The sequence below is a fragment of the Nocardia sp. N2S4-5 genome (assembly GCF_044628355.1).
Lineage (GTDB): Bacteria > Actinomycetota > Actinomycetes > Mycobacteriales > Mycobacteriaceae > Nocardia > Nocardia wallacei_B.
On the sequence record NZ_JBIUPM010000001.1, the window covers coordinates 5,289,522 to 5,315,720 of the forward strand.

The window sequence follows — 26,199 nt, forward strand, 5'->3', positions numbered from 1 at the left end:
TTCCTCCGTGGCGGGACGCGGGGTCCGAGCGGGGTAGTCCTTGCGCAGAGCCGGGAAATTACGCAAACTTGAGCGGAACAGACTCAACCCATGCGGCGTTGAACCTATCGAAACAGCGCGCACGACGCCCAGCGCTGAGCCGAAACGACAAGTAGGAAGGTGATTGTGGACTCGTTCAATCCCACCACCAAGACCCAGGCGGCGCTGACCGCCGCCCTGCAGGCGGCCTCGGCCGCGGGCAACCCGGAGATTCGTCCGGCGCACTTGCTGGTGGCGTTGCTGGATCAGACCGACGGCATCGCCGCCCCACTGCTCAAGGCTGTCGCGGTCGATTCGGCGACGGTACGACGCGAGGCCCAGGACATCGTCGACCGGCTGCCCCGGGCGACCGGCGCCACCACCTCCCCGCAGCTCGGCCGCGAGGCGCTGGCCGCGATCACCGCCGCGCAGAAGCTCGCCACCGAACTCGGTGACGAGTACGTCTCCACCGAGCACCTGATGGTCGGCCTGGCCGCCGGCGACTCCGACGTGTCGCAGTTGCTGCTGAAGTACGGCGCCACCGCCGACGCGCTGCGCGAGGCGTTCACCGCCGTGCGCGGCAACGCCCGCGTCACCTCGCCCGATCCGGAGGGCAGCTACCAGGCGCTGGAGAAGTACTCCACCGATCTCACCGCCGCCGCCCGCGAGGGCAAGCTCGACCCGGTCATCGGCCGCGACACCGAGATCCGCCGCGTCGTGCAGGTACTCAGCCGCCGCACCAAGAACAACCCGGTGCTGATCGGTGAGCCGGGCGTCGGCAAGACGGCGATCGTGGAGGGCCTGGCCCAGCGCATCATCGCCGGCGACGTGCCGGAGTCGTTGCGCGGCAAGCGACTGGTTTCCCTCGACCTCGGCGCGATGGTCGCCGGGGCGAAGTATCGCGGCGAATTCGAGGAGCGGCTGAAGGCCGTGCTCGAGGAGATCAAGCAGAGCGCCGGGCAGATCATCACCTTCATCGATGAGCTGCACACCATCGTCGGCGCGGGCGCGACCGGCGAGTCCGCGATGGACGCGGGCAACATGATCAAGCCGATGCTGGCTCGCGGCGAGCTGCGGCTGGTCGGCGCGACCACGCTCGACGAATACCGCCGGCACATCGAGAAGGACGCCGCCTTGGAGCGGCGCTTCCAGCAGGTGCTGGTCGGTGAGCCGTCGGTCGGGGACACCATCGGTATCCTGCGCGGGCTCAAGGAGCGCTACGAGGTGCACCACGGCGTGCGCATCACCGACTCCGCGCTGGTCGCCGCGGCGACACTGTCCGACCGCTACATCACCTCCCGGTTCCTGCCCGACAAGGCGATCGACCTGGTCGACGAGTCGGCCTCGCGGCTGCGCATGGAGATCGACTCGCGCCCCGTCGAGATCGACGAGGTCGAGCGGGCCGTGCGGCGGCTCGAGATCGAGGAGATGGCGCTGGCCAAGGAGACCGACGAGGCCTCCAAGCTGCGGCTGGAGAAGCTGCGCCAAGAGCTGGCCGACGACCGGGAGAAGCTCAACCAGCTGATGGCCCGCTGGCAGAACGAGAAGCAGGCCATCGACTCGGTGCGGGTCATCAAGGAGGAACTCGAATCGCTCAAGGGCGAATCCGAGCGCGCCGAGCGCGACGGTGATCTGGGCAAGGCCGCCGAGTTGCGCTACGGCCGCATCCCGCAGCTGGAGAAGCAGCTGGACGAGGCCGAGAAGAAGGCCGGCACGGCCGCCGACGGCGAGGTCATGCTGCAGGAGGAGGTCGGGCCCAACGACATCGCCGAGGTGGTGTCGTCGTGGACCGGTATCCCCGTGGGCCGCATGCTCGAGGGCGAGACCCAGAAGCTGCTGCGGATGGAGGAGGAACTGCGCAAGCGCGTGGTCGGTCAGCGCGACGCGGTGGAGGCCGTGTCCGACGCGGTGCGCCGCGCCCGCGCCGGAGTCGCCGACCCGAACCGCCCGACCGGCTCGTTCATGTTCGTCGGCCCCACCGGTGTCGGCAAGACGGAGCTGGCGAAGGCGTTGGCGGACTTCCTGTTCGACGACGAACGCGCCATGATCCGCATCGACATGAGCGAGTACTCCGAGAAGCACTCGGTGGCTCGGCTGGTCGGCGCGCCGCCCGGCTACGTCGGCTACGACCAGGGCGGTCAGCTGACCGAGGCGGTGCGGCGGCGGCCGTACACGGTGGTGCTGTTCGACGAGATCGAGAAGGCGCACCCGGACGTGTTCGACATCCTGCTGCAGGTGCTCGACGAGGGCCGGTTGACCGACGGCCAGGGCCGCACGGTCGACTTCCGCAACACCATCCTCATCCTCACCTCCAACCTGGGCGCGGGCGGCGACAAGGATTTCGTGATGAATGCCGTGCGCTCGGCGTTCAAGCCGGAGTTCCTCAACCGCCTCGACGATGTGGTGATGTTCCAGTCGCTCGACGAGGAGCAGTTGGAGCACATCGTCGACATCCAGCTGGAGCAGCTGCAGAAGCGGCTGGCGCAGCGGCGGCTGAAGCTGGACGTCAGCGATTCGGCGCGATTCTGGCTGGCCGTGCGCGGGTACGACCCCGCCTACGGCGCCCGCCCGCTGCGCCGGTTGATCCAGCAGTCCATCGGCGATTCGCTCGCCAAGGAATTGCTGGCCGGTGAGGTCCTCGACGGCGATCTGGTGAAGGTCGGCGTCTCCCCGGACGGGGACGGCCTCATCGTGGGGAAGTAGCGCCGTCCGTGGCCTCCGTCCGCCGGGCGGAGGCCACGGCATTCGCTGTGGAGGGTCGAACAGGCGTCGGCGCACATCCCTGCTGTATCCCCGATCTCCACCTACGCTGGGTGGCATGACGAATCCGAGTGACCCGTGGGCGCAGCGGCCGGATTCGCCCGACGCGCCGACCGAGAAACTGGGCTCGTCGGGCCGGTCCGAGGAGCAGACGTTGCACACGTCGGAGTACTCGGAGGCGTACGGCCAGGGCGTCGATCCGACGGTGCCGTACTCGAACGGCCCGTATCAGCAGACCGCGGCGTACGAGACGGCCGAACCGTATTCCTACTTCGACCAACCGCCCGGCCCCAATGCCACCCGGGAGATACCGCCCTACGACAGTGCCTGGGGCGCTTACGAACCCGGGCCAGGGTACGGGCAGCAGCAGTGGGCCGGGGGCCCGCCGAACGCCCCCGGCCAACAGCTCGGTCCGACCGGTCTGCCGGTGGAGCCGCCCCGCCGCAGGCGCACCGGACTGTGGATCGGGCTGACGGCCGCGATCTTCGTCCTGGTCGTACTCGGCGGCATCGCTGCGGGCGCGTTCCTGGCGGGCAATGATTCGTCGTCCTCCAGCAGTGCCGCGGGCACGACCACCCGCCCGGTCCCGACCCGGCAGCCGGTGGTGCCGCCCGGCGGTTCCGGCGGTCCGCAGCAGAGCGTGCCGGGGCTGCCCGGCCTCGGCGACATCGACAACATCGGCGCGACCATGGGCGCGATCAGCACCAACGACGGCACCGCGCTGACTATCGAATCGCTGCTCGGTTCGCTGGTCACCGTGCACACCGACGCCAAGACCCAGGTGATCACGGCCGGCTCGGGCAAGGTCGCCGATCTGCACCCGGGCGACATGGTGGTGGTGCAGGGCGACAAGGCCCCGGACGGCGCGATTCAGGCCAAGATCATCATCAGTACGTCGCTGACGCCGCCCCGCTGACACCCCGCTGTCGGGCGCGGCGAGGAGACACAGCGGCGGGCACCCACCGTGCCGGGCGCGCGGGAACTAGACTCGGTGGCGATGACGGCAGCAATCTGGTTCGGACTCGCGGCGATCGCACTGGTGGGTGCGATCGTGCTGCTGTATTTCGACCGCCTCCAGCGCCAGCGGACCGGTCATGTGCGGCAGGTCTGGGCAAAATCCCAGGGATACACCTATGTCTCGGTCGAGCCGTCGCTGGCGGCCAACTGGCGCCGCGGCGCGATGGCCAAACTCGGCTATCTGTCCGCGGTGGACGTGGTCTCCGGCAACCGCAAGGGCGAGAAATTCGTGCTGTTCGATCTGGAGGACGCGGCCACGCTGGTCGCGGTGCGCCGCCAGATCGGCTCCGATATCGACATCGATCTGCGGTTGAAGACGGCCGCGCCGCCGAAGGACCACGATCTGGAGTTGCTCGGCGCGATCGGGGGCCGGGTGGTCTTCGCGACCAACCCGGACATCGCCCGCCACGCCGTCGATCAGCGCATGGTGGCGTTCATCGAATCCCTGCCGGATTCCGTGCAGCAGCTGTGGAGCGAGGGTAACTGGACCCTCGGCATGCTCTCGGTGGGCACGTCATCACGGGAGTGGGAGGCCGCCATCGACGCCGTGCTGCGGCTGTCGGGCCTGCTGCACGTGCTGCCGCCGGTGGCGGGCGGCGACAGCGGCCGCCGGGAAGCCGAACCGCGCGAACCGGATCCGCACGATCCGGGTCGTCCCCGGCCGGAACAGCCGCCGCAGGACCAGGATTCGCGTTTCGACGAGGGTTCGCAGTTCGCCGACCGCCGCACCTACGACGGGGAGCGGGACTTCGACGATCGCGAGTTCGTGGCGGACCGGCGCTACCGCGAGGACCGCGAGCCGGACGCCGACCGCGCCCCCGCCGACCGCCCTCCCGCCGACCGCGACGCCGATGACGATTCCCGCTTCGACGAGGGCCGGCGCTACGAGTACGCGGCAGGCGACTCCGACTTCGCCCCGCTGCTCGGCGATATCGCCGGCGAGACGGAACCCGAGCCGCCGCGCCGCCCGCAACTGGCCGTCGTGCCCGACCCGCGCAACCGTGTCCGCCGCGACTGGCCGCCCGCCGAGGAACTGCCGGACGACGACGAGAGCGATTCCCCCGCAGCCGATTTCGACGACGATTTCGTCGAGCAGCCCGAGCAACCGGGCGGCCCGTTCCATCCCGGATTCCGCCCGTATCAGGGGCCCGCACCCCGATGACGGGGTGCGGGATGATGGCTGCATGACCGACACCTCTGCCGCCGCGCGCCTGCCCGGCGCCATCCGTCCCGTCGCCGTGGTCACCGGTCCCACCTCCGGTATCGGCCGGGGCTTCGCCGAGCGCTTGGCCGCGCTGGGCTACGACCTGGTGCTGGTGGCCCGCGACGAGCAGCGGCTCACCGCCTTGGCCGACGAGCTACACCGTCGCTTCGACACCCGATCGGAGGTCCTGCGCGCCGATCTGGCCGCGGCCGCCGACCGCGACCGCGTGGCGGAGCGCGTGGGCAAGGGCGTCGAATTCCTGGTCAACAACGCGGGTTTCGGCCTGACCGGCGAGTTCTGGACAGTCGATCCGGAGCGGTTGCAGGCGCAACTGGATGTCAACGTCACCTCCGTGGTGCGGTTGACCCGCGCCGCGCTGCCGCCGATGATCGCGGCCGCGAAGGGGTCGGTGGTGAACGTCGCCAGCGTCGCCGGGCTGGTACCCGGCCGCGGCTCGACCTATTCGGCTTCCAAGGCCTACGTCATATCCTTCAGCGAGGGATTGGCCGGCGGACTGGCCGGAACCGGGGTCCGGGTGCAGGCCCTGTGTCCCGGATTCGTGCGCACCGAATTCCATCGGCGGGCAGGCATAGAAATGTCTTCGCTGCCGAAACCGATGTGGCTCAGTGTCGATCAGGTCGTGGCCGCTTCGCTGCGCGACCTGGCGAAGGACCGGGCGATCAGCGTGCCCGGTGTGCAGTACAAAGCGCTGACGGCGGTCGCCGGACTGATCCCGCGGTCTGTGCAGGTCCGCCTCAACCGAGGCATGTTCAACGCACGCGGAAGGACATAACGACGATGATCGAGTCCACCACGGACCGAGACAGATTGGCCGAGCTCGTGCGCGAGCTCGCCGTCGTGCACGGCAAAGTCATCCTGTCGTCGGGCAAGGAGGCCGACTACTACGTCGACCTGCGCCGGGCGACGCTGCAGCACCAGTCGGCGCCGTTGATCGGCAAGCTACTGCGGGAACTGGTGTCCGACTGGGATTTCGACGCTGTCGGCGGTCTCACCATGGGCGCGGACCCGGTGGCGCTGGCGATGCTGCACGCGCCCGGCCGTCCGCTGGACGCGTTCGTGGTGCGCAAGGCCGCCAAGACGCACGGCATGCAGCGCCAGATCGAGGGCCCGGAGGTGACGGGCAAGCGGGTGCTGGTCGTGGAGGACACCACGACCACCGGCAACTCCCCCCTCACTGCGGTGCGCGCGCTGCGCGACGCGGGTGCCACGGTGGTGGGCGTGGCCACCGTGGTCGACCGGGAGACCGGCGCGGACCAGGTGATCGCCGCCGAGGGATTGGAGTACCGCTCGATTCTCGGGTTGAAGGATCTGGCGCTCGGGTGAATATCGCAGTAAACAAGGGCCGCGAGAATGTCGCGATGCTCGGCATCGGCGCCTATCGGCCGCGGCGGATCGTCAGCAACGCCGAGGTGTGCGAGGTTCTCGACTCCACCCCCGAATGGATCTTCGAACGTACCGGCATCCGCAACCGCCGCTGGATCTCCGGCGACGAGACGCTGCGGTCGATGGCCGCGGCCGCGGGCGAGCGCGCGATCGTCAACAGCGGCGTCGACCGCTCGAGGATCAACACGCTGGTGCTCGCCACCTCCAGTTGGTTGCAACTGACCCCGCACGGCGCTCCGGCCGTGGCGTACGACCTGGGGATGAACGGCATCCCGGCCTTCGACCTGACCTCCGGCTGCGGTGGCTTCGGCTACGGGGTCGGGGTGGCGGCGGATCTGATCCGGGCCGGTTCGGCCGAATACGTGCTGGTGATCGGCGCGGAGACGATGACCGTCGGCCTGGACCCGACCGACCGCGGTACCGCGATGATCTTCGGCGACGGCGCGGGCGCGGTCGTCATCGGGCCCAGCGAGGAGAACGGCATCTCGCCGACGGTGTGGGGCAGCGACGGCGAGAACGCCGGGGCGATCGCGCAGGACGTCGACTTTCTTGAGTTCATGAACAAGGCGCAGGCGCTGCAGGGCACCGATCCGGCACTCGAGCCGGTGGGCCGGATGTCGTTGCGGATGGAGGGGCCGCGGGTGTTCCGCTGGGCCGCGGTCACGCTGCCGCGGGCGCTGTCCACCGCGCTCGAGCGGTCCGGGGTGGCCAAGGAGGACATCGAGGTGTTCGTGCCGCATCAGGCCAACGCGCGCATCAACGAGCTGATGAAGAAGAATCTCGGCCTGGCCGAGGACATTCCGATGGCGGGCGATATCGAGAACACGGGCAACACCTCGGCGGCCTCGATCCCGCTGGCCATCGAGGAGATGCTGGTGACCGGCAAGGCCAAGGGCGGCCAGCTGGCGCTGGTGCTCGGCTTCGGTGCGGGTCTGAGCTACGCCGGTCAAGTCGTGACGCTGCCGCCCAAGCCGCTGCAGCCGAGCTTCTGAGCGAGATGGTTCGGCCTTTCCGGGCGGCCTATGCCGCCGCTGCCGCCGCCACGGTGTTCGGCGCGCTCACCGGTCGGGACCGGTGGCAGTGGGCGACGAAGCCGTTGCTGATGCCGCTGCTGGCCGCCGACGTGCTGCACAGCGGGGACGTGGCGCCCGCCGAACGCCGGGTGCTGCTGGGCGCGCTGGGCGCCGCGACGGTCGGTGACGTGCTGCTCATCGATCCCGACGACGACCGTCGATTGGTCGCGGGCGCTTCGGCTTTCGCGGTGATGCAGACCGGTTACTCCGTGCTCTGGTGGCGATCGGGCGCCCGGCCGCGGGCTGCCGTGGCGCTGCCGCGGCTGGCGGCGTGGCTCGGCGCGGGCGCGCTGCTGGGGGCGAAGGCCCCGAACCTCGCCGTGCCGCTCTCGGCATACGGGGCCACGCTGGGGACCGCGGCCGTGCTGGCCTCCGATCCGGCGCTGGCTCCGGCGGTGAAAAGCATTGCCGGAACGAATCTTCCGGGCCGCGACCCGCGCAGCAGGCTGGGTGCGGGGGCGCTGCTGTTCACGGTGTCCGATGGCCTGATCGTGCTCCGCCGCCTGTTCGCCCGCACCGCCCGCTCGCGCCGCCTCACCGAGGGCGTCATCCTGACGACCTACGCCGCGGCCCAGTATCTCCTCACCGACCCGCGTGCCCATGCACACCGGCCTACGCGGACACGAAACGATGTTGGGCGGCAATGAATGCCATCTCGCGGCGATTTGTGTCCGCGTAGACCATCGGGGGCCCACCGAGGTGGCTCACCCGCGCAGCCGCAGCACCGCCAGGACCCGCCGATGATGGGTGTCCGACGGCGGCAGCTCCAGTTTCAGGAAGATATTGCCGATGTGCTTCTCCACCGCGCGTTCGGTGACGGTCAGGGCCTGCGCGATGCCGGCGTTGGTGAGTCCCTGTGCCATGAATTCCAGGACCTCGCGTTCGCGCGGGGTCAGCCGGGTCAGCGAATCCTGCTGGCGCGCAGCGCCCATCAACTGGCTCACCACCTCCGGGTCCAGCGCGGTGCCGCCGGTGGCGACCCGCTGCAGGGCGTCGACGAACTCGCGGACGTCGGCCACCCGGTCCTTGAGCAGATATCCCACTCCGCTGGCGCCGCCCGCGAGAAGTTCGGTCGCGTAGCGGGTTTCGACCCATTGGGAGAACACCAGCACCCCGACATCGGGGAATTTGCGCCGTAGCTCGATCGCGGCCAGCAGCCCCTCGTCGGTGAACGACGGCGGCATCCGCACATCCACCACCGCCACGTCGGGCCGGTGCTCGGCGACCAGTTCGCTCAATCGCACCGCGTCGCCGACCATCTCGACCACCTCGTGGCCGCGGTCGGTGAGCAGTCCGGCCAGGCCGTCGCGCAGGATCGCGCTGTCCTCGGCGATCACGATGCGCAACGCGCGGCAGTTCTCGGTCATCGCGGTCCCTCGGTCGGCAACGTCACCGTGACGATGGTGGGGCCACCGGCCGGGCTGTCCACCGTGAGGGTGCCGTCGACGGCGCGCGCCCGCGCGGCCAGGCCCGAAAGTCCGCCGCTCACAACGGTTTCGCCGGTCGGCACGGCCGGTTGCCGGGCGCCGCCGTGTCCGTCGTCGCGGACCTCGACGGCGATGCTGTGCCCGCTCGGCAGCACCGACACCCAGGCGCGGGTGGCGCCCGAATGCTTCACCACGTTGGTGAGCAACTCGGCGACGGAGAAGTAGGCGATCGCCTCGATCGCCGGATTGGGCCGCTGCGGCAACCGCATCCGCAGTTCGACCGGCACGGCACAGCGGGCCGTCAACGTCTCCAGGGCCGGTTCCAGACCCAGCTCCAGCGCCGGCGGATGGATGCCGCGCACCAGTTCCCGCAGTTCGGCGAGGGCCTCCTTGGAACCGGCGTGGGCGTCGGCGATCAGGTCGGCCGGGTCGCCACCGGCGGCGAGGCGTTCCTCGGCGCGGCCGAGCGCCATGGCGATGGTGACCAGCCGGGCCTGGGTGCCGTCGTGCAGATCGCGTTCCAGCCGTCGCAGTGTCGCGGCCGAATCCGCCACCGCGACCCGGCGGCTCTCCTGCAACTCGACCATCCGGCGGTCGCGGGCGGTCGGGGTGAGCAGGGCCAGCGACAGCTGCTTGTGCAGCCACGCCACACCGCGCACCAGCCACGGCAGCAGGAAGCAGCCGAGCACACCGACCGCGGCCATGACGAGCACCCGCGGCCAGGAGTCGACGTAGAAGTCGCCGAACTGGGCCAGCGAATGATGTTCGCGCCCTTGCTCGTCCACGTTCACCGGATGGAAGATGGCCCAGGGGAGGGGAGAGATCGCGGTGAACACCGTCATCGCGATGATCACCAGCACGACGTATCCGGCGAACAACCCCAGCGCCACCTCGGCGATCAGGAACACCAGCGCCCGCCACGACGTGCGGTCGGTGAAGGCGCTGCGCAGCCACCCGAGTGGGCCGGGCCGCGGCGCGAAGTCGGGCGGCGCGGGCATCGGCGTATCCAGCAGCGTCGCGCCGACGGCGCGGTAGATCCGGCCCCAGGGCCGCCCGGCCAGCAGCACCAGGGCCAGCAGCGGAATGCCGAGCAGGAAGATCGAGGTGTACAGCCCCACACCGAATCCGGCGAACAGCCAGACCACGGCGACGCCGCCGAGCACGCAGGCCACCACCAGGTAGGCGAAATCCTTCCAGGTCCGGGCCTCGAACGGGGCGCGTAGCAGCGCGCGGAACACCCGGCCGGCGGTCAGCGGCGGCCGATCGGGGCGCTCGAGCGCGAGGGTCGGTTCGGCGAAGGTCTCGGTCATGACTCCATGCTGGTCGCGGGCGTGGCGGGAATCGAGGGAGCGACCCACCGAATGCCCGGTGTGGGTAGCCCCACCGTAAGCCGTGCGGTCCGGTCGTCCGGGAGCACCGCCGCGACTACGATGACGCGGTGAGTTATCCCCCTCCGCCGCCGCAGTACGGCGGTTACGGCTACATGCCGTACCAGCCTCCCGAGCATCCGCAGGCCACCACGGTACTGATCCTGGGAATCGTCAGCCTGCTCTGCGGCCTGGTGGGACCGTTCGCGTGGGTGATGGGGCGGCGCGTGGTCAACGAGATCGACGCTTCCGGCGGCATGTACGGCGGGCGCACCAACGCGCAGGTCGGCTATGTGCTGGGCATCGTGTCGACCGTGCTGGTCGGGTTCGGCCTGCTGATGCTGGTGCTCTACTTCGTCATCATCGCGATCGCGATCGGCGCCTCGGCGTCGTGATCGGTCCGGCCGGTATGCGGTGACATCGTGGTGATACGGCACGATGACGGTGTGCAGTGGCGGGCGGAGGACGCGGCGGACCAGCGGGGGAGCGATGCGTCACAGGGCGAGCCGGGCCCCACCGAATGGGGCGAGCATCCGCACGGCGTCGGCTCCTGGTGGGAGGAATTCGGTACCGAGCCGCCGGATGATCCGCGCCTGGACCCGGAACTGCTCGCGCACGGCGACCGCCGCAATGTCGTGGACGCCTACCGCTATTGGACGCGCGAGGCGATCGTCGCCGACATCGACCGCCGCCGCCACCCCTTCCACGTCGCCATCGAGAATTTCGGGCACGACGCCAACATCGGCACGGTGGTGCGCACCGCCAACGCCTTCGCCGCGGCCGCCGTGCACATCGTCGGCCGCCGCCGCTGGAACCGCCGCGGCGCCATGGTCACCGACCGCTACCAGCACATCGTCCACCACCCCGACGTAGCGACCCTGCTCGATTTCGCCGCCAGCGAGGAACTCACCGTCGTAGCCGTGGACAACGTCCCCGGCTCGATCCCCCTGGAAACGGCCCGCCTCCCCCGCAACTGCCTCCTCCTGTTCGGCCAGGAAGGCCCCGGCGTCACCGACCAAGCCAAACAAGCCGCCGTAATGACCGTCTCCATAGCCCAATTCGGCTCCACCCGCAGCATCAACGCCGGCGTAGCCGCAGGCATAGCCATGCACTCCTGGATAAGCCAACACGCGGACCTCACCCGAGCCTGGTAGGCACCCGAACGGTATTTCGACACGAATCATGTTTCTCGCAGGGCGGCGGCGGTTTTCGAGTCCGGGCAGTGCATGATCTGCTCCGGCGTCCCCTCGCACAGCACCCGGCCCCCATGTCTCCCCGGCCCCGGACCGAGGTCGATCACCCAGTCTGCGGAGCGGATGATGTCGAGGTTGTGTTCGATGACAACGAGGGTGTTTCCCTTGTCTACCAAGCGGTTCAGAACTGACAGCAGGGTCTCGATGTCGGAGAGGTGGAGGCCTGTGGTGGGCTCGTCGAGGATGTAGAGGGTGTGGTCGGTGGGGCGGGTCAGTTCCTTGGCGATCTTCAGGCGTTGGCATTCGCCGCCGGAGAGGGTGGTGAGGGATTGGCCCAGGCGTAGGTAGCCGAGGCCGACCTCGTCGAGGTGGCGGAGGGGGCGGGCGATCACGGGCAGGCGTTCGATGGACTCCGCGACGGTGAGGTTGTCGACGTCGGCGATGGTGAGGCCGTCGACGGTGTAGCGGAGGACTTCGTCGGTGAAGCGGCGGCCGCCGCAGGTCTCGCAGACCACCTCCTGCCCGTCCATGAAAGCCAGGTCGGTGTAGATCACACCGGCGCCCTGGCACGCCGGGCACGCACCGGCCGAATTCGCGCTGAACAGCGCCGCGGAAACGCCGTTGCGGCGCGCGAACAGTTTGCGGACGGCGGGCGCGAGGCCGGCGTAGGTGAGCGGAGTCGAGCGCCGGTTGGTGGTGACGGGCCGCTGGTCGACCACGGTGGCCGGATGTCGCTCCGCCAACTCGGCGACCAGACTCGACTTCCCCGACCCCGCCACGCCGGTGAGCACGGTCAGCACGCCGGTCGGCAGATCCACCGACACATCGCGCAGATTGTTGCGGGTGGCGTCATCGATGCGGAGCTTGCCCGTGGGCACGCGCGGCGTCCGCCCGGTGAGCCGCGCCCCCAACGCGCGACCGGTCGGGGTCTCGGCAGCCCGCAGCGTCTCGTATCCGCCCTCGAACACGACCCGGCCGCCGCCATCGCCCGCACCCGGACCGATCTCGACGATATGGTCCGCCTCCCGCAGCACATCCGGATCGTGTTCCACCACCAGCACCGAATTGCCCTTGTCCCGCAACCGTTTCAGCAGCTCGGTCATGGATCGCACATCGTGCGGGTGCAGCCCGACGGTCGGTTCGTCGAATACGTACAGCATCTCGATCAGGCTGCTGCCGAGATGCCGGACCGTCTTGATGCGCTGAGACTCCCCGCCGGACAGCGTGGCCGTGGGCCGGGCCAGCGCCAGATAGCCGAGGCCGATCGAGGTCAGCGCTCCGAGTTTCTCGTGTAGCGCCGAGACCACCGGCGCCACAGCGGGATCCGACACCTTCGAGATGAGATCGGCCAGCTCCTCGATCTCCATCCGGCTCATCTCCACGATGGTCCGGCCCAGCACCCGCGCCTCCCGCGCGGCCGCGTTCAACCGCGCACCGTGACAGTCCGGGCAGCGTTCCGACCGCGTAAACCGTTCCACCACAGCCTTTTTGTGGTCCGACAGTGTGTCGGAGGTGTGCAGGTAGATCCGCTCGAACCGCTCGACCACGCCCTCGTAGTCCTGCGGTGGCCGGGTACCGAGCGCCGCCGCGGCCGCGCCCCCGAACAGCAGTGCCTGTCGTTCCCGCTCGGACCACTCTCGCAGCGGCGTGGTCGGATCGAACGATCCGATGTCGGCGTACTGCCGATACCAGTACTGCCCGTTGCCGAAACCCGGCAGGAGAATCGCGCCGTCCGCCATTGACTTGTCCGTATCCAGCAGCCGGTCCACCGCGGTCGTCAGGGTCTCGCCCAGTCCGGCGCACGTCGGGCACATCCCGGCGGGATCGTTGAACGAGAAGTGGTTCGACTCACCGACATACGGCTCGCTCACCCGCGAGAACAGCAGCCGCAGATAGGTATACGCGTCGGTGATGGTGCCCACGGTGGATCGCGCGTTGCCGCCCAGCCGCTTCTGATCGATCACCACCACCGGCGACAATCCCTCGATGAGATCCACCTCCGGCCGGCTCCAGCGCGGCAGCCGATTGCGGACGAACGGCGGATAGGTCTCGTTCACCTGATACCCGGCCTCCGCGGCGATGGTGTCGAAGACCAGCGACGACTTGCCGGACCCGGACACCCCGGCGAACACCACCAGCCGCCCGCGCGGCACGTCGAGATCGACCCGCCGCAGGTTGTTGGTCCGGGCTCCCCGAATACGAATGACAGCCATAACGCGACCGTAGAAGCAGATGTGGCCACTTATCGACCGCAACTGAGATCATCGTGGCAGGACGTAGACCCGCGAGGCGAGACCGGAAAGGCGCGACATGGCCGACAACACCCGCCGCCTGCTCGACCTGCTCGCCTACCTGCAAACCGGACGCCGCTTCAGCGGCAGCGAACTGGCCGACCGCCTGCAGGCCAGTCCACGCACGATCCGCCGCGATATAGAGCGCCTGCGGTCCTACGGCTACCCCGTCGTCACTCAACCGGGCCCGGGCGGTTTCTACCGCCTGTCCGCGGGAAACGCCTTGCCGCCCATGGTCTTCGACGACGAGGAGGCCGTCGCGACCGTCGTCGGCCTGGGCCTGCTCGCCGCGACGACGGCCGACGACGACGGCGCCACGGGCATGGCCGCGGCCGCCGACCGCGCCTTCGGCAAGATCGACCAATTCCTCCCGAAGCGGCTGCGGGCACCGGCCACCGCGCTGCGCGGCACAGTCGAGGCCACCGCCCAGTCCGCCCCGGCGATCGACGCCGACGTGCTGGCCACGCTCGCCACGGCGGCCGCTCGCCACGAGCAGGTCACCTTCACCTACACCACCCGCACCGGCACGATCGCCCGCCGCCGAGCCGAGCCCTACCGCCAGGTGCACCGGCTGCTGCGCTGGTATCTGCTGGCGTGGGATCTGGACCGCGCCGACTGGCGTACCTTCCGGATCGATCGCATCGGCGAGATCACCTCGGGCGGAAAGCGTTTCACCCCGCGCCCGCTGCCCGCCGAATCGGCCGCCGACTACCTGCGCGGCGCACTCACGGCGGGACGGTACCGGGCCGTGGTCACCGTCGCCGCCCCGGCGGATCGCGTGGCCGACATCCTGCGCTTCCAGGACTGCGACATCGAGACGCTGACCGGCGGCCGCTGCCGCGTCACCACGTGGATCGACTCGTTCGAATGGCTGATCCTGAACCTCGCGTTCCTGGACGCCGACTTCGTCATCGAGCGTCCCGCCGAATTCCGCGACCGCTGCCGCACGCTCGCCGAGCGCTTGTCCCGCGCGGGCACCGGCCCGTAGCCACACCGGCATTGCCGCGGCATCCCTTGTGACGCCGGCACAGCAATGGGCAGGCACATCGCGCCCGAGAGTCGAATCCGTAACAAATCGGGCGCGAAATCCGCTGCCGGACTGGCACCATTGAGCCATGACTCCGCGCAGTGACGACGCGCCCACGCCGCGGCCCCAGCCGCCCCGCACTCGGCCCGGAACCGAACCCGACGCCGCGGTGTGGTCCGAGCGGGCCGACAAGGCCGAGTCCGCCATTCTCGCCCGGCATCTGCGCATGCTGTGGGTGGTTCCGGGCACGGAGCTGGGTGTGGTGGGCTGGCCGGCGACCGCCGCGGAGCGGGCCTTCGTCACCTGGCACTACTGGTGGCAGGCGCATCTCATCGATGTCGCGGTCGACGCGGCCAACCGCGAGCAGACCCCGGCCCGCACCGACCGCATCTCCGCCATCGCGCGCACCCACCGGATCCGCAACATCACCGGCTGGACCAACAACTACTACGACGACATGGCCTGGCTGGCAATCGCATTGGAGCGGGCCGAGCGTACCCAGGGCCGCACCGAGGTACGCGGCGGTCTGAGCGCTCTGCACAAGGAACTGCGCGACGGATTCCGGCCGGAGATCGGCGCGCTGCCGTGGCGCAAGGACTCCGACTTCTACAACGCGCCCGCCAACGGCCCGGCCGGTATCGTGCTGGCCCGCCTCGGCGACTACGACCTGGCCACCCGCATCGCGGACTTCCTCGACGAGCGGTTGCGCGACCCCGACACCGGGCTGATCTTCGACGGCATCCACCTACCGTCGGGAGATCTCGAACGCGTGGTGTACAGCTACTGCCAGGGCGTGGTGCTGGGGTTGGAGACCGAACTCGCCGTGCACTCCGACGAATCCGTGCACATCGAGCGCGTGCAGCGGCTGCTGAACGCGGTCGAGGAACACCTGACCAGCGGCGGCGTCGTGACCGGCGGCGGCGGGGGTGACGGCGGCCTGTTCAACGGCATCCTGATCCGGTACCTGGCGCACGTGGCGCTGATGCTGCCGGGCGAGGACACCGCCCAGCAGGCCGCGCGGCGCCGGGCCGCCACGATCGTCACCGCCTCGGCCCGCGCGGCGTGGGAGCACCGGCTCGATGTCGAGGGCGACCCGCTTTTCGGCCACGACTGGACCGTGCCCGCCACCCTGCCCACCGGTAGCTCGGGCGCCTCCTACTTCACCGCGGGCGGTTCGGTCACCTCGTCCGCGACGCCGGAGCGCGACCTGTCGGTGCAACTGTCGGGCTGGCTGCTGATGGAATCCGCCCACCTGGTGACGGCCGCGGGGTTCTAGGCCCGATCGTCCTCGCCGGTCGCGTAGCCGTGCACGGCGACGGCGGAGTCGCACTCCGGCACCGCGTCGAGATCGAAATCCTCGGCGGGACGCGCCATCTCGATCCGATACTGCCGGATACCGAGCGCCGTGCCCACGATCAGGCCCGCGACCAGCGTCCCGATCACCGTCGGCATCAGCCACGACACGTGCTCGAGGAAACCACCGGCGTAGAAGCCGATCAGCAGCAGTACCGGCGCCCAGATCACCGCGCCGATCGAACTGGCCAGCGTGTAGCGGCGATGGTCCATGCCCGCGGCCCCGGCGACGACCGGGCACAGCGTGCGCACCCAGGGAATCCACCGGGCCACCAGCACCGCCGTGAAGCCGTGTTTGTGCAGCAACTCGGTCACCCGGGCCAGATTCCGGGCATTGATATAGCGCCCGTCCTTACGCGCGACCAGGTGATGACCGGTGCGGTTGCCGATGACATAGCCGACCTGGTTACCGGCAATCGCGGCGATCATGGTGCCGACCGCCAGCCCCCACACCTGGGCGTGCCCGCCGGCATGGGAGGCCAGCACGATTCCCGCGGTGAGCAGCATCGAGTCGCCCGGCAGGAACAGACCGATGATGAGTGCGCACTCGAGGAACACGAAGACGAGGACAACGGTCCAGACGAGTGCCGGTCCGGCGGACTGCAGCGGATCGAATCCGCCCAGTGCGAGGGGTAGCGGCGTGGTCGGCAAGGTCAGCGCGTGGGTTCGTTGGTCGGAACAGGGATCTCGGCGGTGGTATCGACACCCTCGGCGAGGGCGGGCTCGCGGTTCATCAGCTTGCGGCCGATGGAGATGATGGCCGGCAGGATCGATACCAGGACGATCAACAGGAAGATGGCCTCGACGTGGTCGCGGATGAACGCCACATTGCCGAGGAAGTAGCCCAGCACGGTGACGCCGCCACCCCAGGCGAGTCCGCCGATGATGTCGAAGGTCAGGAACTTGCTGTACGTCATCTTCGACACGCCCGCCAGCACCGGCATGAAGGTGCGCACGATCGGCACGAACCGGCCCAGGATGATCGTCTTCGGCCCGTGCTTCTCGAAGAACTCGTGGGTCTCGGTGACATAGCGCTGCTTGAAGAAGCGCCCGTCCTGCTTCTGGAACAGGGCCGGGCCGATGGCGCGGCCGATCCAATAGGCGCTCTGATCTCCGGCGATGGCGACCAGCGCGGTGGCCGGGACCAGCACCCAGATACTGACCGGGGGGTGCGGCTGCGCGGCGAGCAGGCCGCCGGTGAACAGCAGCGAATCGCCCGGGAGGATCGGGAACAGCAGACCGGTCTCGATGAAGACGATGACCAGGATGGCCGGTAGCACAGCATGCCGCAGCGCCGACTCCGTGAGCAGGTACATCGGGTCCAGCAACTCTTTGATGGAGAAGTTGCTCGCGACAGCGTCAGATATGGCCAGCAAGGTCACGGCCCCCACAGTACCGGCAGTATCGCTATCGCACCGAACCTCACGGGAACCTCACAGAAGGTTGCTGGTCGTCGCCCCGCGGCCGCCGCGACATCGGCGGATTTCGGCCGGGGGAGCCGGATCGCAGCCCGCCTTCCGCCCGGACGACGGCGGAACTTAGGGTAGTGGGAACAGAGTTGTCGTTCGCACCACACACGGAGGTCCTGCAGTGCCCATCGCGACTCCGGAGGTCTACGCCGAGATGCTCGGTCGGGCCAAAGAGAACTCCTTCGCTTTCCCCGCGATCAACTGCACATCGTCGGAGACGATCAATGCGGCGATCCGCGGCTTCGCCGAGGCCGGCAGTGACGGCATCATCCAGTTCTCCACCGGCGGCGCCGAATTCGGCTCCGGCCAGGGTGTGAAGGACATGGTCGTGGGTGCGACCGCACTCGCCGAGTTCGCGCACGTGGTGGCCGCGCGCTACGACGTGACCATCGCGCTGCACACCGACCACTGCCCGAAGGACAAGCTCGATACCTTCGTGCGCCCGCTGATCGCCATCTCGCAGGAGCGGGTCGAGTTGGGGCAGCACCCGCTGTTCCAGTCGCACATGTGGGACGGCTCGGCGATCCCGATCGACGAGAACCTCGAGATCGCCAAGGAACTGCTGAAGCAGACCGCGGCCGCGAACATCATCCTCGAGGTGGAGATCGGCGTCGTCGGCGGTGAAGAGGACGGCGTCGAGAACGCCATCAACGACAAGCTCTACACCTCGCCGGAGGATTTCGAGAAGACCATCGCGGCACTGGGCGCGGGCGAGAACGGCAAGTACCTGCTGGCCGCGACCTTCGGCAACGTGCACGGCGTGTACAAGCCGGGCAACGTGAAGCTGCGCCCGGAGGTGCTGGCCGAGGGGCAGCAGGTCGCCGCGGCCAAGCTGGGCCTGGGCGAGGGCGCCAAGCCGTTCGACTTCGTCTTCCACGGCGGCTCGGGCTCGCTGAAGTCCGAGATCGCGGACGCTCTCGCGTACGGCGTGGTGAAGATGAACGTCGACACCGACACCCAGTACGCGTTCACCCGCCCGATCGCCGCGCACATGTTCTCCAACTACGACGGCGTGCTGAAGATCGACGGCGAGGTCGGCAACAAGAAGACCTACGACCCGCGCAGCTACCTGAAGAAGGCCGAGACCTCGATGGCCGAGCGCGTCATCGAGGCCTGCAACGATCTGAAGTCCGCGGGCAAGTCCGTCAGCGCGAAGTAAGCACTTCGGGCCCCCGGGCGTCCCCGTCGCTCCGGTGCTGAGAGGATGGAAGGTTCCGGTGCGCCGGGGCGGCAAGGGTTTCGGGTCGGTGCTATACCCAGGGTCGACGGGTGGGCACGCTGCGTGTTAGGTAGGGGTCCATGAGCTTGGATGTGCGCGTCCTGGGGCCGGTGCAGTTGCTGGTCGACGGTGTGCCGGTGCCCGTGGGCGGGCCGAAACCGCGTGCGCTGCTGGCGGCGCTCACGGTGAATCGCCGCCGGGCGGTGTCGTCGCAAGCGCTGGCCGACATGGTGTGGAACGAGCAGCCGCCGGATTCCTATCAGGCCAGCCTGCAGGTGTTCGTGTCGAATATCCGCAAGGCGCTGCGCAATTCGGGCGTGGAGCCCGCGACGGTGCTGCGCACCGAGTCGTCGGGCTACCGGCTCGAGGTCCCCGACAACGGCTGCGATCTGGGCCGTTTCGAGCTGGCCCGGCGGGCGGGCACCGAGATGGCCGACGCGGGCAACCACGAGGCCGCGGCGCGGCGGTTCGCGACGGCGCTGGCCGAGTGGAGCGGCAAGGCGCTCGACGACCTGTCCGGGTTGTCGTTCGCCGAGAGCTTCGCCACCGCCATGGACGAGGAGCGCCTGCTGGTCGCCTCGGCCCGCATCGACGCCGAGATAGCCTGCGGCCGAGCGTCTTCGGTGGTCGGCGAGCTGGTGTCGATGACGAACGCGCATCCGCTGCGGGAACCGCTGTGGGCGCAGCTGATCACCGCGCTGTACCTGTCCGGCCGCCAGGCCGACGCGCTGGACGCCTGCCGCCGCGTGCGCGCCGTGCTCGCCGACGAACTCGGCATCGATCCCGGCCCGGCGCTGGTGGAGCTGGAACAGCGGGTGCTGCGGCAGGAGCCGCTCAACACCCTCGCGATCGCGCAGGCCGAGCGGATGGCCAAGGCGATGACCGAGACCGTGACCGAGGTGCCGCGCAGCGCCCGCGGCGGTAAGCTGCGGCTGCCGGACGGCCGCACGGTCCCGATCGGCAAGGCCGGGTTGAAGATCGGCCGGATGACCGACAACGATCTGGTACTCGACGACCCCAAGGTGAGCCGGTATCACGCGCACATCCAGCCGAGCCGGGCCGGACTGCTGATCAAGGATCTGCATTCGGCCAACGGCATTTTCATCAACGAGCAAGCGGTGGACAGCGGCGCGATGCTCACCGACGGCGACGTGGTGCGGATCGGCGCCACGGTGCTGGTCTTCCGGGCCGACGCCGAATAACGCGGTCCGGACCCGCGGCGCGGGTGTGAAATGGCACGAATCGGCGCGGCCGGGCCGGTAGGGTCTGGCGCGGGTGAGAAGGCCGCGGATCGCGTTCGCGGCGTCCGAATTCGCGCAAGACACGGGTGTCGAGGGGTTGGACCATGGCCGTGCGGCTGCTGGCTGCCGTTGGAACGATCGTCCTGGGTGCCGGGACGCTGCTGGGCGCGCCGCCCGCGGCCCGTGCCGACGCCGAGAGCGGTTCGGCCGCACCGGTTCCCGGGATCGGTCCGTGCGCGAGCGATCCGGCGCCCGCCCATGCCGGGCTGGTGCCGAAGACGCTCGAGGTGCCGGTGCCGTATCCGGTGGTCACAGTGGATCCGGGGCCTGGGCCCGCGGGTCCGCCCACCCGGACGCAACAGGAGCTGCCGCCGGATTCGTGCGCCAACCCGTGTCCCGACCTCACCGACGCGCCGGAGCCGCCGCCCGGCCCGCTCGGTCGTCTCGGCGTACCCGAGTTGTTGCTGCGTCCGCAGCCGTTCTACTTCGCGCTGCCGCCCGGACCGTCACCCGATCCGGTGCCGCCGCCCCCGCCGCGCGCCGAACCGCCGGTGGAGGCCGCGCCCCGGACCGCGCCGCCGCCCGCGCCGGGTGTACGGGGCGTGCGCGAGGTCGCCAAGCTGACCGGTGCGCAGTCGGTGAACCGCACCGACAAGCGGTGGCAGGTGTACGGCACCGATCTCGGAATCATGTGGGAGAGCGGCCCGGACGAGGTCGCGATGGCCTTCGGCGACACCGTCGGCGTCGGCTTCCATCCGCCCGGCGGGATGGGCGGGGACTGGCGCAGCAATCTGCTCGGCTTCAGCAGCAACCGAGACCTGAGTCAGGGTGTGGTGCTGGACCGCATGGTCACCGACGGCCGCTGCCACGCGGCGGAGGTGCTGTCGAGCCGCAAGCAGGACAATATCGAGATCACCACCATCCCGACCTCCGGTTTCGCACTGCCGCAACCGGATTCGCCGACCGGATATCGGCAGTACCTGAGCTACATGTCGATTCGCACCTGGAACGGCGTCCCCGGCACCTTCTACACCAATTACGGCGGCATCGCCTACTCCGACGATCACGGCCAGACCTGGACCAAGGACCCGCACGCGCGCTGGGACAACATCTTCGGGCTGTCGAATTTCCAAGTGTCCGCGATGGTTCCGCACGGCGACTACGTGTACATGTTCGGCACCCCGAATACCCGGCTCGGCGCGGTGGGGCTCGCCCGGGTGCCGGTCGACCAGGTGCTCAACACGACGGCCTACCAGTACTGGCGGGACGGGAACTGGACCTCGGTCGGCGGCGCGGCCTCCGCTACGCCGATCGTCGACGGCCCCGCCGGTGAGCTGTCGGTCCGGTACGACCCCGGCCGCGAGGTCTGGCAGCTGAGCTATCTCGACACCGCGAAGGCCGCTATCGTTGTGCGCGAAGCGAATTCGCCCCAGGGCGCATGGTCGGACAGCACGCCGACGGTCTCGGTGAGCGCATACCCCGAGCTGTACGGCGGATTCATCCACCCGTGGTCCACCGGCTCGGACCTGTACTTCACCATCAGCACCTGGAGCGACTACAACGTCTACCTGATGCATGCCGAGCTGGAAGGGTAGGCCTAGCTCAAGCGAACCTGGGCGATCGCCCTTCCGAACAGCTTCTTGCCCGCGGAGGTTCCGCTGAGCAGGATCGTGGCCGTGCGGCGCTCCGGGTCCAAAGACTTGACCTTGCCGGTGAATTCGATTTGGGCGGGGGACAGCGGTTCCACCGGGACGAAGCCCGACAGGCGGACGCTGTAGCTCTCGATCGCGGTCGGATCGCCCAGCCAGGAACTCAGGAACTGCCCGCCCAGGCCCATCGTCAGCAGGCCGTGCGCGACGACGGTCGGCAGGCCCGCCAGCTCCGCGGCACGGTCGCTGAAATGGATCGGGTTGAAGTCGCCGGAGACGCCGGCGTAGTTCACCAGATCGCCGCGGCTGACCCGCATGGTGAGGACGGGCAGCTGGTATCCGACGTCGAGATCGTCGAAGCTCGGTTCGGTGTGAACCGGTGTGCCACGCCATGATTCGGCCAGCGTCGGCACCAGGGTGCCCTCCTCGGCCGGGATCGGCGCGAGCACCTCCGGATCGACGTTGTTCTCGTCGCGGCGCCGCATCACCACTCCCTCGACCAGCCGCACGATGTCCGGGTCGCCCGCGCCCAGCCGCGCCACGATGCTGGTGGTGGCCACCAGCACGACGGCGCCGGACGTATCGGTGAGAATGGCCTTGACGACGATGAAGTCGTTGCCGCGCACCCGGCGGATCGACTCGATCACCGCCTCGCTGCGCAGCCGGTCGCCCGCCACGATGGGGCGGTGCGACTCGAAGACCTGATCGGTCTGCAGCACCTGGGACAGGTCGTAGTCGGACAGCACCGTGTCGAGCAGGGCCTGGGTGATGATCATGCCGATCACCGAGCCGAAGGTCGGGGGCGCGACGATGCCGTCCCAGCCGAGCTTTCCGGCGTCGGCGTCGTACCGGTGCGACGGATGGCTGTTCTGCACCGCGCGGGCGAATTCGCGGATCTTCTCCCGCCCGACGTCGTAGTGATCCCGGATCCGGAAATGCCGACCGGCCAAGGCCGTGGGTGCCGGCGCGTCGGGTGCCAGCGGCATATCCCTTGCTCCCTGCTCAACTCTTACTGCGTAAATGCTCGGACCGGCCGAAACCCCGGAATATGGGCTGATGTGGGGCGGCCAGGTAACCGGGCCATGCTACCGGGGTGTCGGACCGGCGACCAGTTCTCTGTGACGTTCATCGCGCGCCCGTGCCGAAATGTCACAGGCGGCGGTGAACGTCACAGCGGCTCGACGGTCACCCGGCGTTCGGGGGATCGCACACCTTCCAGCCGTCGGGGGTCTGCTGGAGATCGAAGGTGCGGGCGGTGCGGCTGTTGGGGTCGGCGTCGGTGTACACGCCGGCCTGCGCCACCGCCTTGTCGCCGGTGATCTCCACGGAATCGACGCTGTCCACCCGCGGGACCTTCTTCTGGTCCACGGACAGCTTGTGCACGCCGGCGAACTGGTCCGGGGCGATGTTCTGATAGAAGTCGTGCAGCGGACCACAGGTGGCCGCGCGCAATTCGGTCAGATCGCCGCTGTCGAGGGCGTCGGCGTACTCCGACACGGCGGCCTTCACCCGGCCCTCGGGCGAATTGTCGGTGCCGCCGCCGGACAGCCCCACGATGGCGGCGACCAGCACGACCACGAGCACGACCGCGGCCGCCCCGGCCGCGATCAGCCAGCGCTTGCGGTTGTTGCCCGGGGCGCCCGGGGCACTGGCGGGCGGTGCGGCGGGCGGCACATGCTGCGGCGGTGCGACGGGGCGCTGTTGCTGCGGCTGCGCTGGACGCGGCGGCAGCGGCTGGGCGGGCATGGTCGGCTGGATATCGGCCGGCGACGGGGCGCTGCCCTGCCTCGGCTTGGCCGCCCGAGCGCCGGGACGGCCCTGCTCCGCGGGAGGCGACTGCCCCGGCCCCGAAGGCCCTTGCGGCACAGGGTTCTTCGGCCCCGATCCCGGCCGCGGGGTAGCGGGCGGCCGGGTAACAGGAGCCGGTCCGGCCCCGGACGACACCACCCGATCCCCCGACTGCGCCGCACCGCCGGTCCGAATCTTCTCGGTCGCCTGATCACCCGGCTGCTGCACCGGCAACACCATCGTCTTGGCATCCGACGGATTGGAAATAGCGGGAATAGCAGTAGTCTCCGCCTCATCCCCACTCGGCTCCCCACCCGAAGCCTCGGTCCCCTTACCCCCAGCCCCCTTCCCCCACGGGCCTTGGGAATCGCCTCGGTCTCAGCCTCCGCACCCCCCACCCCAGCCGCAGCCGCCGTACGCTTGATCGAATCCGCTGTGGGCGAGGAGGTTCCGGACGTTCCGGGTCCGCTTGCGCTGGAGCCGGATACCCCCGACCCGGATGCCCGAGGATCAGCGGCGCTGGGACCGGCGGTGCCGGACCCCGCAGGCCCGCGGCCGGAGGTGCCGGATTCGCCTGTGTTGCGGTCCGATTCGCTGGTGCCGGTCCTGCTGGATTCGGACGTCCCGGGACCAGTCGACCCACGGTCGGACGTGCCGGAGCCGGTCGCATCGCGGCCGGACGTGCCCGAACCCGTTGTGCCGCGGTCGGATCCACTGGGCCCGGACGTGCCGGCGGCATCCGAGCCGGGCGCGCGCGGACCCGATGCGCTGGAGCCGGAGCCGCTCGGGCTCGATGTACCGGAGCCGTACGCGCTCGGCCCGGAACCACCCACTTCAGATCCGCGAGAACCGGGCGCACTGGAACTTGATGTGCCAGAGCCGGTCCTCCCGGGCCCGGACGCGCGCGGACCGGGGGTGCTGGGGTCGGGGCCGGATCTGCCGGAGCCAGTCACGCCCATGGGTGTGCTGGGGCCGGACGAGGTGGAGCCGGTGGTGTTGGGCGCGGGTTCACGGGGATTGGGTGTGCTGGGGCCGCGCGAGGTGGAGCCAGTGGTGCTGGATCCGGATTCACGGGGACCCGAGGCGCTGGGTTCGGGCGTGCCCGGGCCGGGTTTGCCGGAGCCGGTCGCGCCGCGACCGGATGCGTTGGGGCCGGACGGGGCAGAGCCGGTGGTGTCGGACCCGGATGTGGGGCGAGCGGAGGGGGTGGGTCCGGACGTGCCAGGGCCCGTCGGGCCGTGGCCGGGGGCACCGGGGCCCGACGTGCCGAAGCTGGGGGTGCCAGGGCCGGACGGACCGGAGCCGTGGGTACCGGAGCCGGACGGGGCGGAGCCGGGGGTACCGGGGCCGGATGCGCGGGGAATGGAGGTGGTGGGTTCCGAGGGGCCGGAGGCTGGTTCGCTGGAGCCGGAGGTGCGTGGGGTGGTTGGGTTCGGTGCGGCGGTGGGCGGCGTGCCGGGTTTGTTGCGGTCGGCGGCGCCGACCGGTGGAATCGGTCGTCCAGCGGGGGCTGAGGTGGGGCGTGGGGAGGGCGAATTGCTCTGTGCGGCAGGGTTATCGGGGCGGCCGGGCTGTTGCTGAGTCGGTGCCGCCTGCTCCTGCGCGGGCACCGGCTCGGTCCGGGCCGCTCCCGACTCGCGCTGGTCAGGCGTGCCGGACGACGGCGCACCGGACCCCGGCACTCCCGAGGCTCCTTGTCCGCCCGCAGGACTCGATCCCGCGCCGCGCGAAGCACCCTGCCCCGCACCGGCACTCGAACCGGTCGCCATCCGCTGCGGCAACCCGGTGACGCCCTTGCCGCCCGGCCGCGGTGGGGCCGGGGAGGGGGCGACGCCGGGGCGGCCGGGGGCGGGAGACGGCCCGCCGGGCTTCGGCTCCTTGCGGATGGCTTCGGTTTCCGCGGTGGGCGAGGGCATCGGCGCGGCGGGGTCGGGCGTGTCGGAGGGGGTGCGGCCCGGTACTCGGTCGCGGGGGATGCGCTGGGTCTGTCCGTCGGACCCGGCCGGGCCGGGGGGCGGCACGGCAGGCGAAGAACGTTCGGCGCCGGGGGACCCCGGGTGTGCCTGCCGTTCGGGCTTCTGGTCGTTCGGGTCGGACACGCGCTACCCCTCGCTCAACGTCAACAGTGAACTCGATGGTCAGCCTAACGAGCATTTCGGGCGGCGGTGCACATTGCGGCACGACAGTCGGCGCCGGGCGGCGCGGCATGTGAATAATGTCCCCATGACCTCCTTCGGCGATCTGCTCGGACCGCAGCCGGTATTGCTCCCCGAACTCTCCGACGCGGAGGAGGCAATACTCGACGGTCAGGACCCGGTGCAGGTGGCGGCCGCGCACCCGACGGCGTCGATCGCCTGGGCATGCCTGGCCGAGGACGCGCTGTCCCGCGCCGAGGCCGAGGGCGCCGACATCGACGGCGCGAGCCCGGTCCGGCCCGACGTCATCGCCGCCTACGCGTTCGCCCGCACCGGCTACCACCGCGGCCTGGACCTGCTGCGCCGCAACGGCTGGAAGGGCTTCGGCCCGGTGCCGTGGAGCCACGAGCCCAACCGCGGCTTCCTCCGCAGCGTCGGCGCGCTGGCCCGCGCCGCCCGTGCCATCGGCGAGACCGACGAATACGCCCGCTGCCTGGATCTGCTCGAGGACTGCGATCCGCGGGCCGCGAGCGAACTCGGCCTGGACTGAGCGAAACCCGCCCA

At 69.9% G+C, this 26,199-nt stretch carries 23 protein-coding genes; 16 read left to right on the top strand and 7 right to left on the bottom strand.

The genetic code is table 11. The features are described 5' to 3' along the window. Positions 1 to 165 precede the first annotated feature (165 nt). The 7 genes from clpB (at position 166) to ACFMRZ_RS24235 (ending at position 8,123) form a co-directional block, all read left to right on the top strand. On the top strand, positions 166 to 2,721 hold the full coding sequence (clpB, locus tag ACFMRZ_RS24205; protein WP_280273759.1) for an ATP-dependent chaperone ClpB: 2,556 nt from the start codon (positions 166 to 168) through the stop codon (positions 2,719 to 2,721). A gap of 115 nt (positions 2,722 to 2,836) precedes the next feature. Then, positions 2,837 to 3,694: a DUF5666 domain-containing protein gene (locus tag ACFMRZ_RS24210; protein WP_400180876.1), complete on the top strand. Its 858-nt coding sequence runs from the start codon at positions 2,837 to 2,839 to the stop codon at positions 3,692 to 3,694. An 81-nt stretch (positions 3,695 to 3,775) separates the two neighbouring features. Then, positions 3,776 to 4,957, top strand: a complete 1,182-nt coding sequence (locus ACFMRZ_RS24215; protein ID WP_400180877.1) for a hypothetical protein — start codon at positions 3,776 to 3,778, stop codon at positions 4,955 to 4,957. Between the two features lie 22 nt (positions 4,958 to 4,979). Beyond that, positions 4,980 to 5,792 carry an SDR family oxidoreductase gene (locus ACFMRZ_RS24220; RefSeq protein WP_280361622.1) on the top strand — a complete coding sequence of 271 codons (813 nt, stop codon included), beginning with the start codon at positions 4,980 to 4,982 and terminating at the stop codon, positions 5,790 to 5,792. Positions 5,793 to 5,797: 5 nt separating this feature from the next. After that, the gene (pyrE, locus tag ACFMRZ_RS24225) at positions 5,798 to 6,343 is read left to right on the top strand and encodes an orotate phosphoribosyltransferase (protein ID WP_195105407.1); all 546 of its coding nucleotides are present in this window, start codon (positions 5,798 to 5,800) and stop codon (positions 6,341 to 6,343) included. Between the two features lie 35 nt (positions 6,344 to 6,378). After that, a complete protein-coding gene (locus tag ACFMRZ_RS24230) occupies positions 6,379 to 7,395 on the top strand; it encodes a beta-ketoacyl-ACP synthase 3 (protein ID WP_280273792.1) in 1,017 nt (338 codons plus the stop codon). A 5-nt stretch (positions 7,396 to 7,400) separates the two neighbouring features. Continuing rightward, positions 7,401 to 8,123 (top strand): lysoplasmalogenase, encoded by a 723-nt coding sequence (locus ACFMRZ_RS24235; protein WP_400180878.1) that lies wholly within the window; start codon positions 7,401 to 7,403, stop codon positions 8,121 to 8,123. Positions 8,124 to 8,180: 57 nt separating this feature from the next. On the opposite strand, the gene ACFMRZ_RS24240 is transcribed toward ACFMRZ_RS24235, so the two are convergent. Together ACFMRZ_RS24240 and ACFMRZ_RS24245 are read right to left on the bottom strand one after the other, a co-directional pair. After that, positions 8,181 to 8,843 carry a LuxR C-terminal-related transcriptional regulator gene (locus ACFMRZ_RS24240; RefSeq protein ID WP_400180879.1) on the bottom strand — a complete coding sequence of 221 codons (663 nt, stop codon included), beginning with the start codon at positions 8,841 to 8,843 and terminating at the stop codon, positions 8,181 to 8,183. Further along, positions 8,840 to 10,213 (bottom strand): sensor histidine kinase, encoded by a 1,374-nt coding sequence (locus ACFMRZ_RS24245; RefSeq protein ID WP_400180880.1) that lies wholly within the window; start codon positions 10,211 to 10,213, stop codon positions 8,840 to 8,842. Before ACFMRZ_RS24245 ends, ACFMRZ_RS24240 begins: the two co-directional genes overlap by 4 nt. Positions 10,214 to 10,341: 128 nt before the next feature. Here ACFMRZ_RS24245 and ACFMRZ_RS24250 point away from each other — a divergent pair, with 128 nt between their 5' ends. Continuing rightward, positions 10,342 to 10,665 carry a DUF4190 domain-containing protein gene (locus ACFMRZ_RS24250; protein WP_280273753.1) on the top strand — a complete coding sequence of 108 codons (324 nt, stop codon included), beginning with the start codon at positions 10,342 to 10,344 and terminating at the stop codon, positions 10,663 to 10,665. A 51-nt stretch (positions 10,666 to 10,716) separates the two neighbouring features. Further along, complete coding sequence (locus ACFMRZ_RS24255) at positions 10,717 to 11,424, top strand: TrmH family RNA methyltransferase (protein WP_400180881.1); 708 nt, start codon at positions 10,717 to 10,719, stop codon at positions 11,422 to 11,424. A 26-nt stretch (positions 11,425 to 11,450) separates the two neighbouring features. Here the strand turns inward: ACFMRZ_RS24255 and ACFMRZ_RS24260 are convergent, their stop codons facing one another. After that, on the bottom strand, positions 11,451 to 13,676 hold the full coding sequence (locus ACFMRZ_RS24260) for an ATP-binding cassette domain-containing protein (protein WP_400180882.1): 2,226 nt from the start codon (positions 13,674 to 13,676) through the stop codon (positions 11,451 to 11,453). A gap of 97 nt (positions 13,677 to 13,773) precedes the next feature. On the opposite strand from ACFMRZ_RS24260, the gene ACFMRZ_RS24265 reads away from it, so the two are divergent. Together ACFMRZ_RS24265 and ACFMRZ_RS24270 are read left to right on the top strand one after the other, a co-directional pair. Next, the gene (locus ACFMRZ_RS24265) at positions 13,774 to 14,742 is read left to right on the top strand and encodes a helix-turn-helix transcriptional regulator (RefSeq protein ID WP_400180883.1); all 969 of its coding nucleotides are present in this window, start codon (positions 13,774 to 13,776) and stop codon (positions 14,740 to 14,742) included. 265 nt (positions 14,743 to 15,007) lie between these two features. Further along, on the top strand, positions 15,008 to 16,057 hold the full coding sequence (locus ACFMRZ_RS24270) for a glycoside hydrolase family 76 protein (protein ID WP_280361634.1): 1,050 nt from the start codon (positions 15,008 to 15,010) through the stop codon (positions 16,055 to 16,057). Here the strand turns inward: ACFMRZ_RS24270 and ACFMRZ_RS24275 are convergent. Then, positions 16,054 to 16,785, bottom strand: a complete 732-nt coding sequence (locus ACFMRZ_RS24275) for a DedA family protein (RefSeq protein ID WP_280273745.1) — start codon at positions 16,783 to 16,785, stop codon at positions 16,054 to 16,056. The genes ACFMRZ_RS24270 and ACFMRZ_RS24275 overlap by 4 nt on opposite strands. A 2-nt stretch (positions 16,786 to 16,787) precedes the next feature. Next, positions 16,788 to 17,501 (bottom strand): DedA family protein, encoded by a 714-nt coding sequence (locus tag ACFMRZ_RS24280; protein ID WP_400182960.1) that lies wholly within the window; start codon positions 17,499 to 17,501, stop codon positions 16,788 to 16,790. 223 nt (positions 17,502 to 17,724) lie between these two features. Here ACFMRZ_RS24280 and fbaA point away from each other — a divergent pair, with 223 nt between their 5' ends. The 3 genes from fbaA (at position 17,725) to ACFMRZ_RS24295 (ending at position 21,658) form a co-directional block, all read left to right on the top strand. Next, a complete protein-coding gene (gene fbaA / locus ACFMRZ_RS24285) occupies positions 17,725 to 18,762 on the top strand; it encodes a class II fructose-bisphosphate aldolase (RefSeq protein WP_400180884.1) in 1,038 nt (345 codons plus the stop codon). Between the two features lie 140 nt (positions 18,763 to 18,902). Further along, positions 18,903 to 20,024 (top strand): BTAD domain-containing putative transcriptional regulator, encoded by a 1,122-nt coding sequence (locus ACFMRZ_RS24290; RefSeq protein ID WP_400180885.1) that lies wholly within the window; start codon positions 18,903 to 18,905, stop codon positions 20,022 to 20,024. A gap of 143 nt (positions 20,025 to 20,167) precedes the next feature. Beyond that, complete coding sequence (locus ACFMRZ_RS24295; protein WP_400180886.1) at positions 20,168 to 21,658, top strand: DUF4185 domain-containing protein; 1,491 nt, start codon at positions 20,168 to 20,170, stop codon at positions 21,656 to 21,658. Between the two features lie 2 nt (positions 21,659 to 21,660). Here the strand turns inward: ACFMRZ_RS24295 and ACFMRZ_RS24300 are convergent, their stop codons facing one another. Continuing rightward, entirely contained in the window at positions 21,661 to 22,698 is a 1,038-nt protein-coding gene (locus tag ACFMRZ_RS24300; protein WP_400180887.1) for a fused (3R)-hydroxyacyl-ACP dehydratase subunits HadA/HadB, read from the bottom strand. A gap of 199 nt (positions 22,699 to 22,897) precedes the next feature. Then, positions 22,898 to 23,728 (bottom strand): hypothetical protein, encoded by an 831-nt coding sequence (locus tag ACFMRZ_RS24305; protein ID WP_400180888.1) that lies wholly within the window; start codon positions 23,726 to 23,728, stop codon positions 22,898 to 22,900. A gap of 207 nt (positions 23,729 to 23,935) precedes the next feature. Between ACFMRZ_RS24305 and ACFMRZ_RS24310 the strand changes: the two genes are divergently transcribed. Together ACFMRZ_RS24310 and ACFMRZ_RS24315 are read left to right on the top strand one after the other, a co-directional pair. Beyond that, entirely contained in the window at positions 23,936 to 25,081 is a 1,146-nt protein-coding gene (locus ACFMRZ_RS24310; RefSeq protein ID WP_400180889.1) for a hypothetical protein, read from the top strand. Positions 25,082 to 25,723: 642 nt separating this feature from the next. Then, entirely contained in the window at positions 25,724 to 26,185 is a 462-nt protein-coding gene (locus ACFMRZ_RS24315; protein ID WP_280273739.1) for a DUF3151 domain-containing protein, read from the top strand. The last annotated feature ends 14 nt before the right edge of the window (positions 26,186 to 26,199 follow it).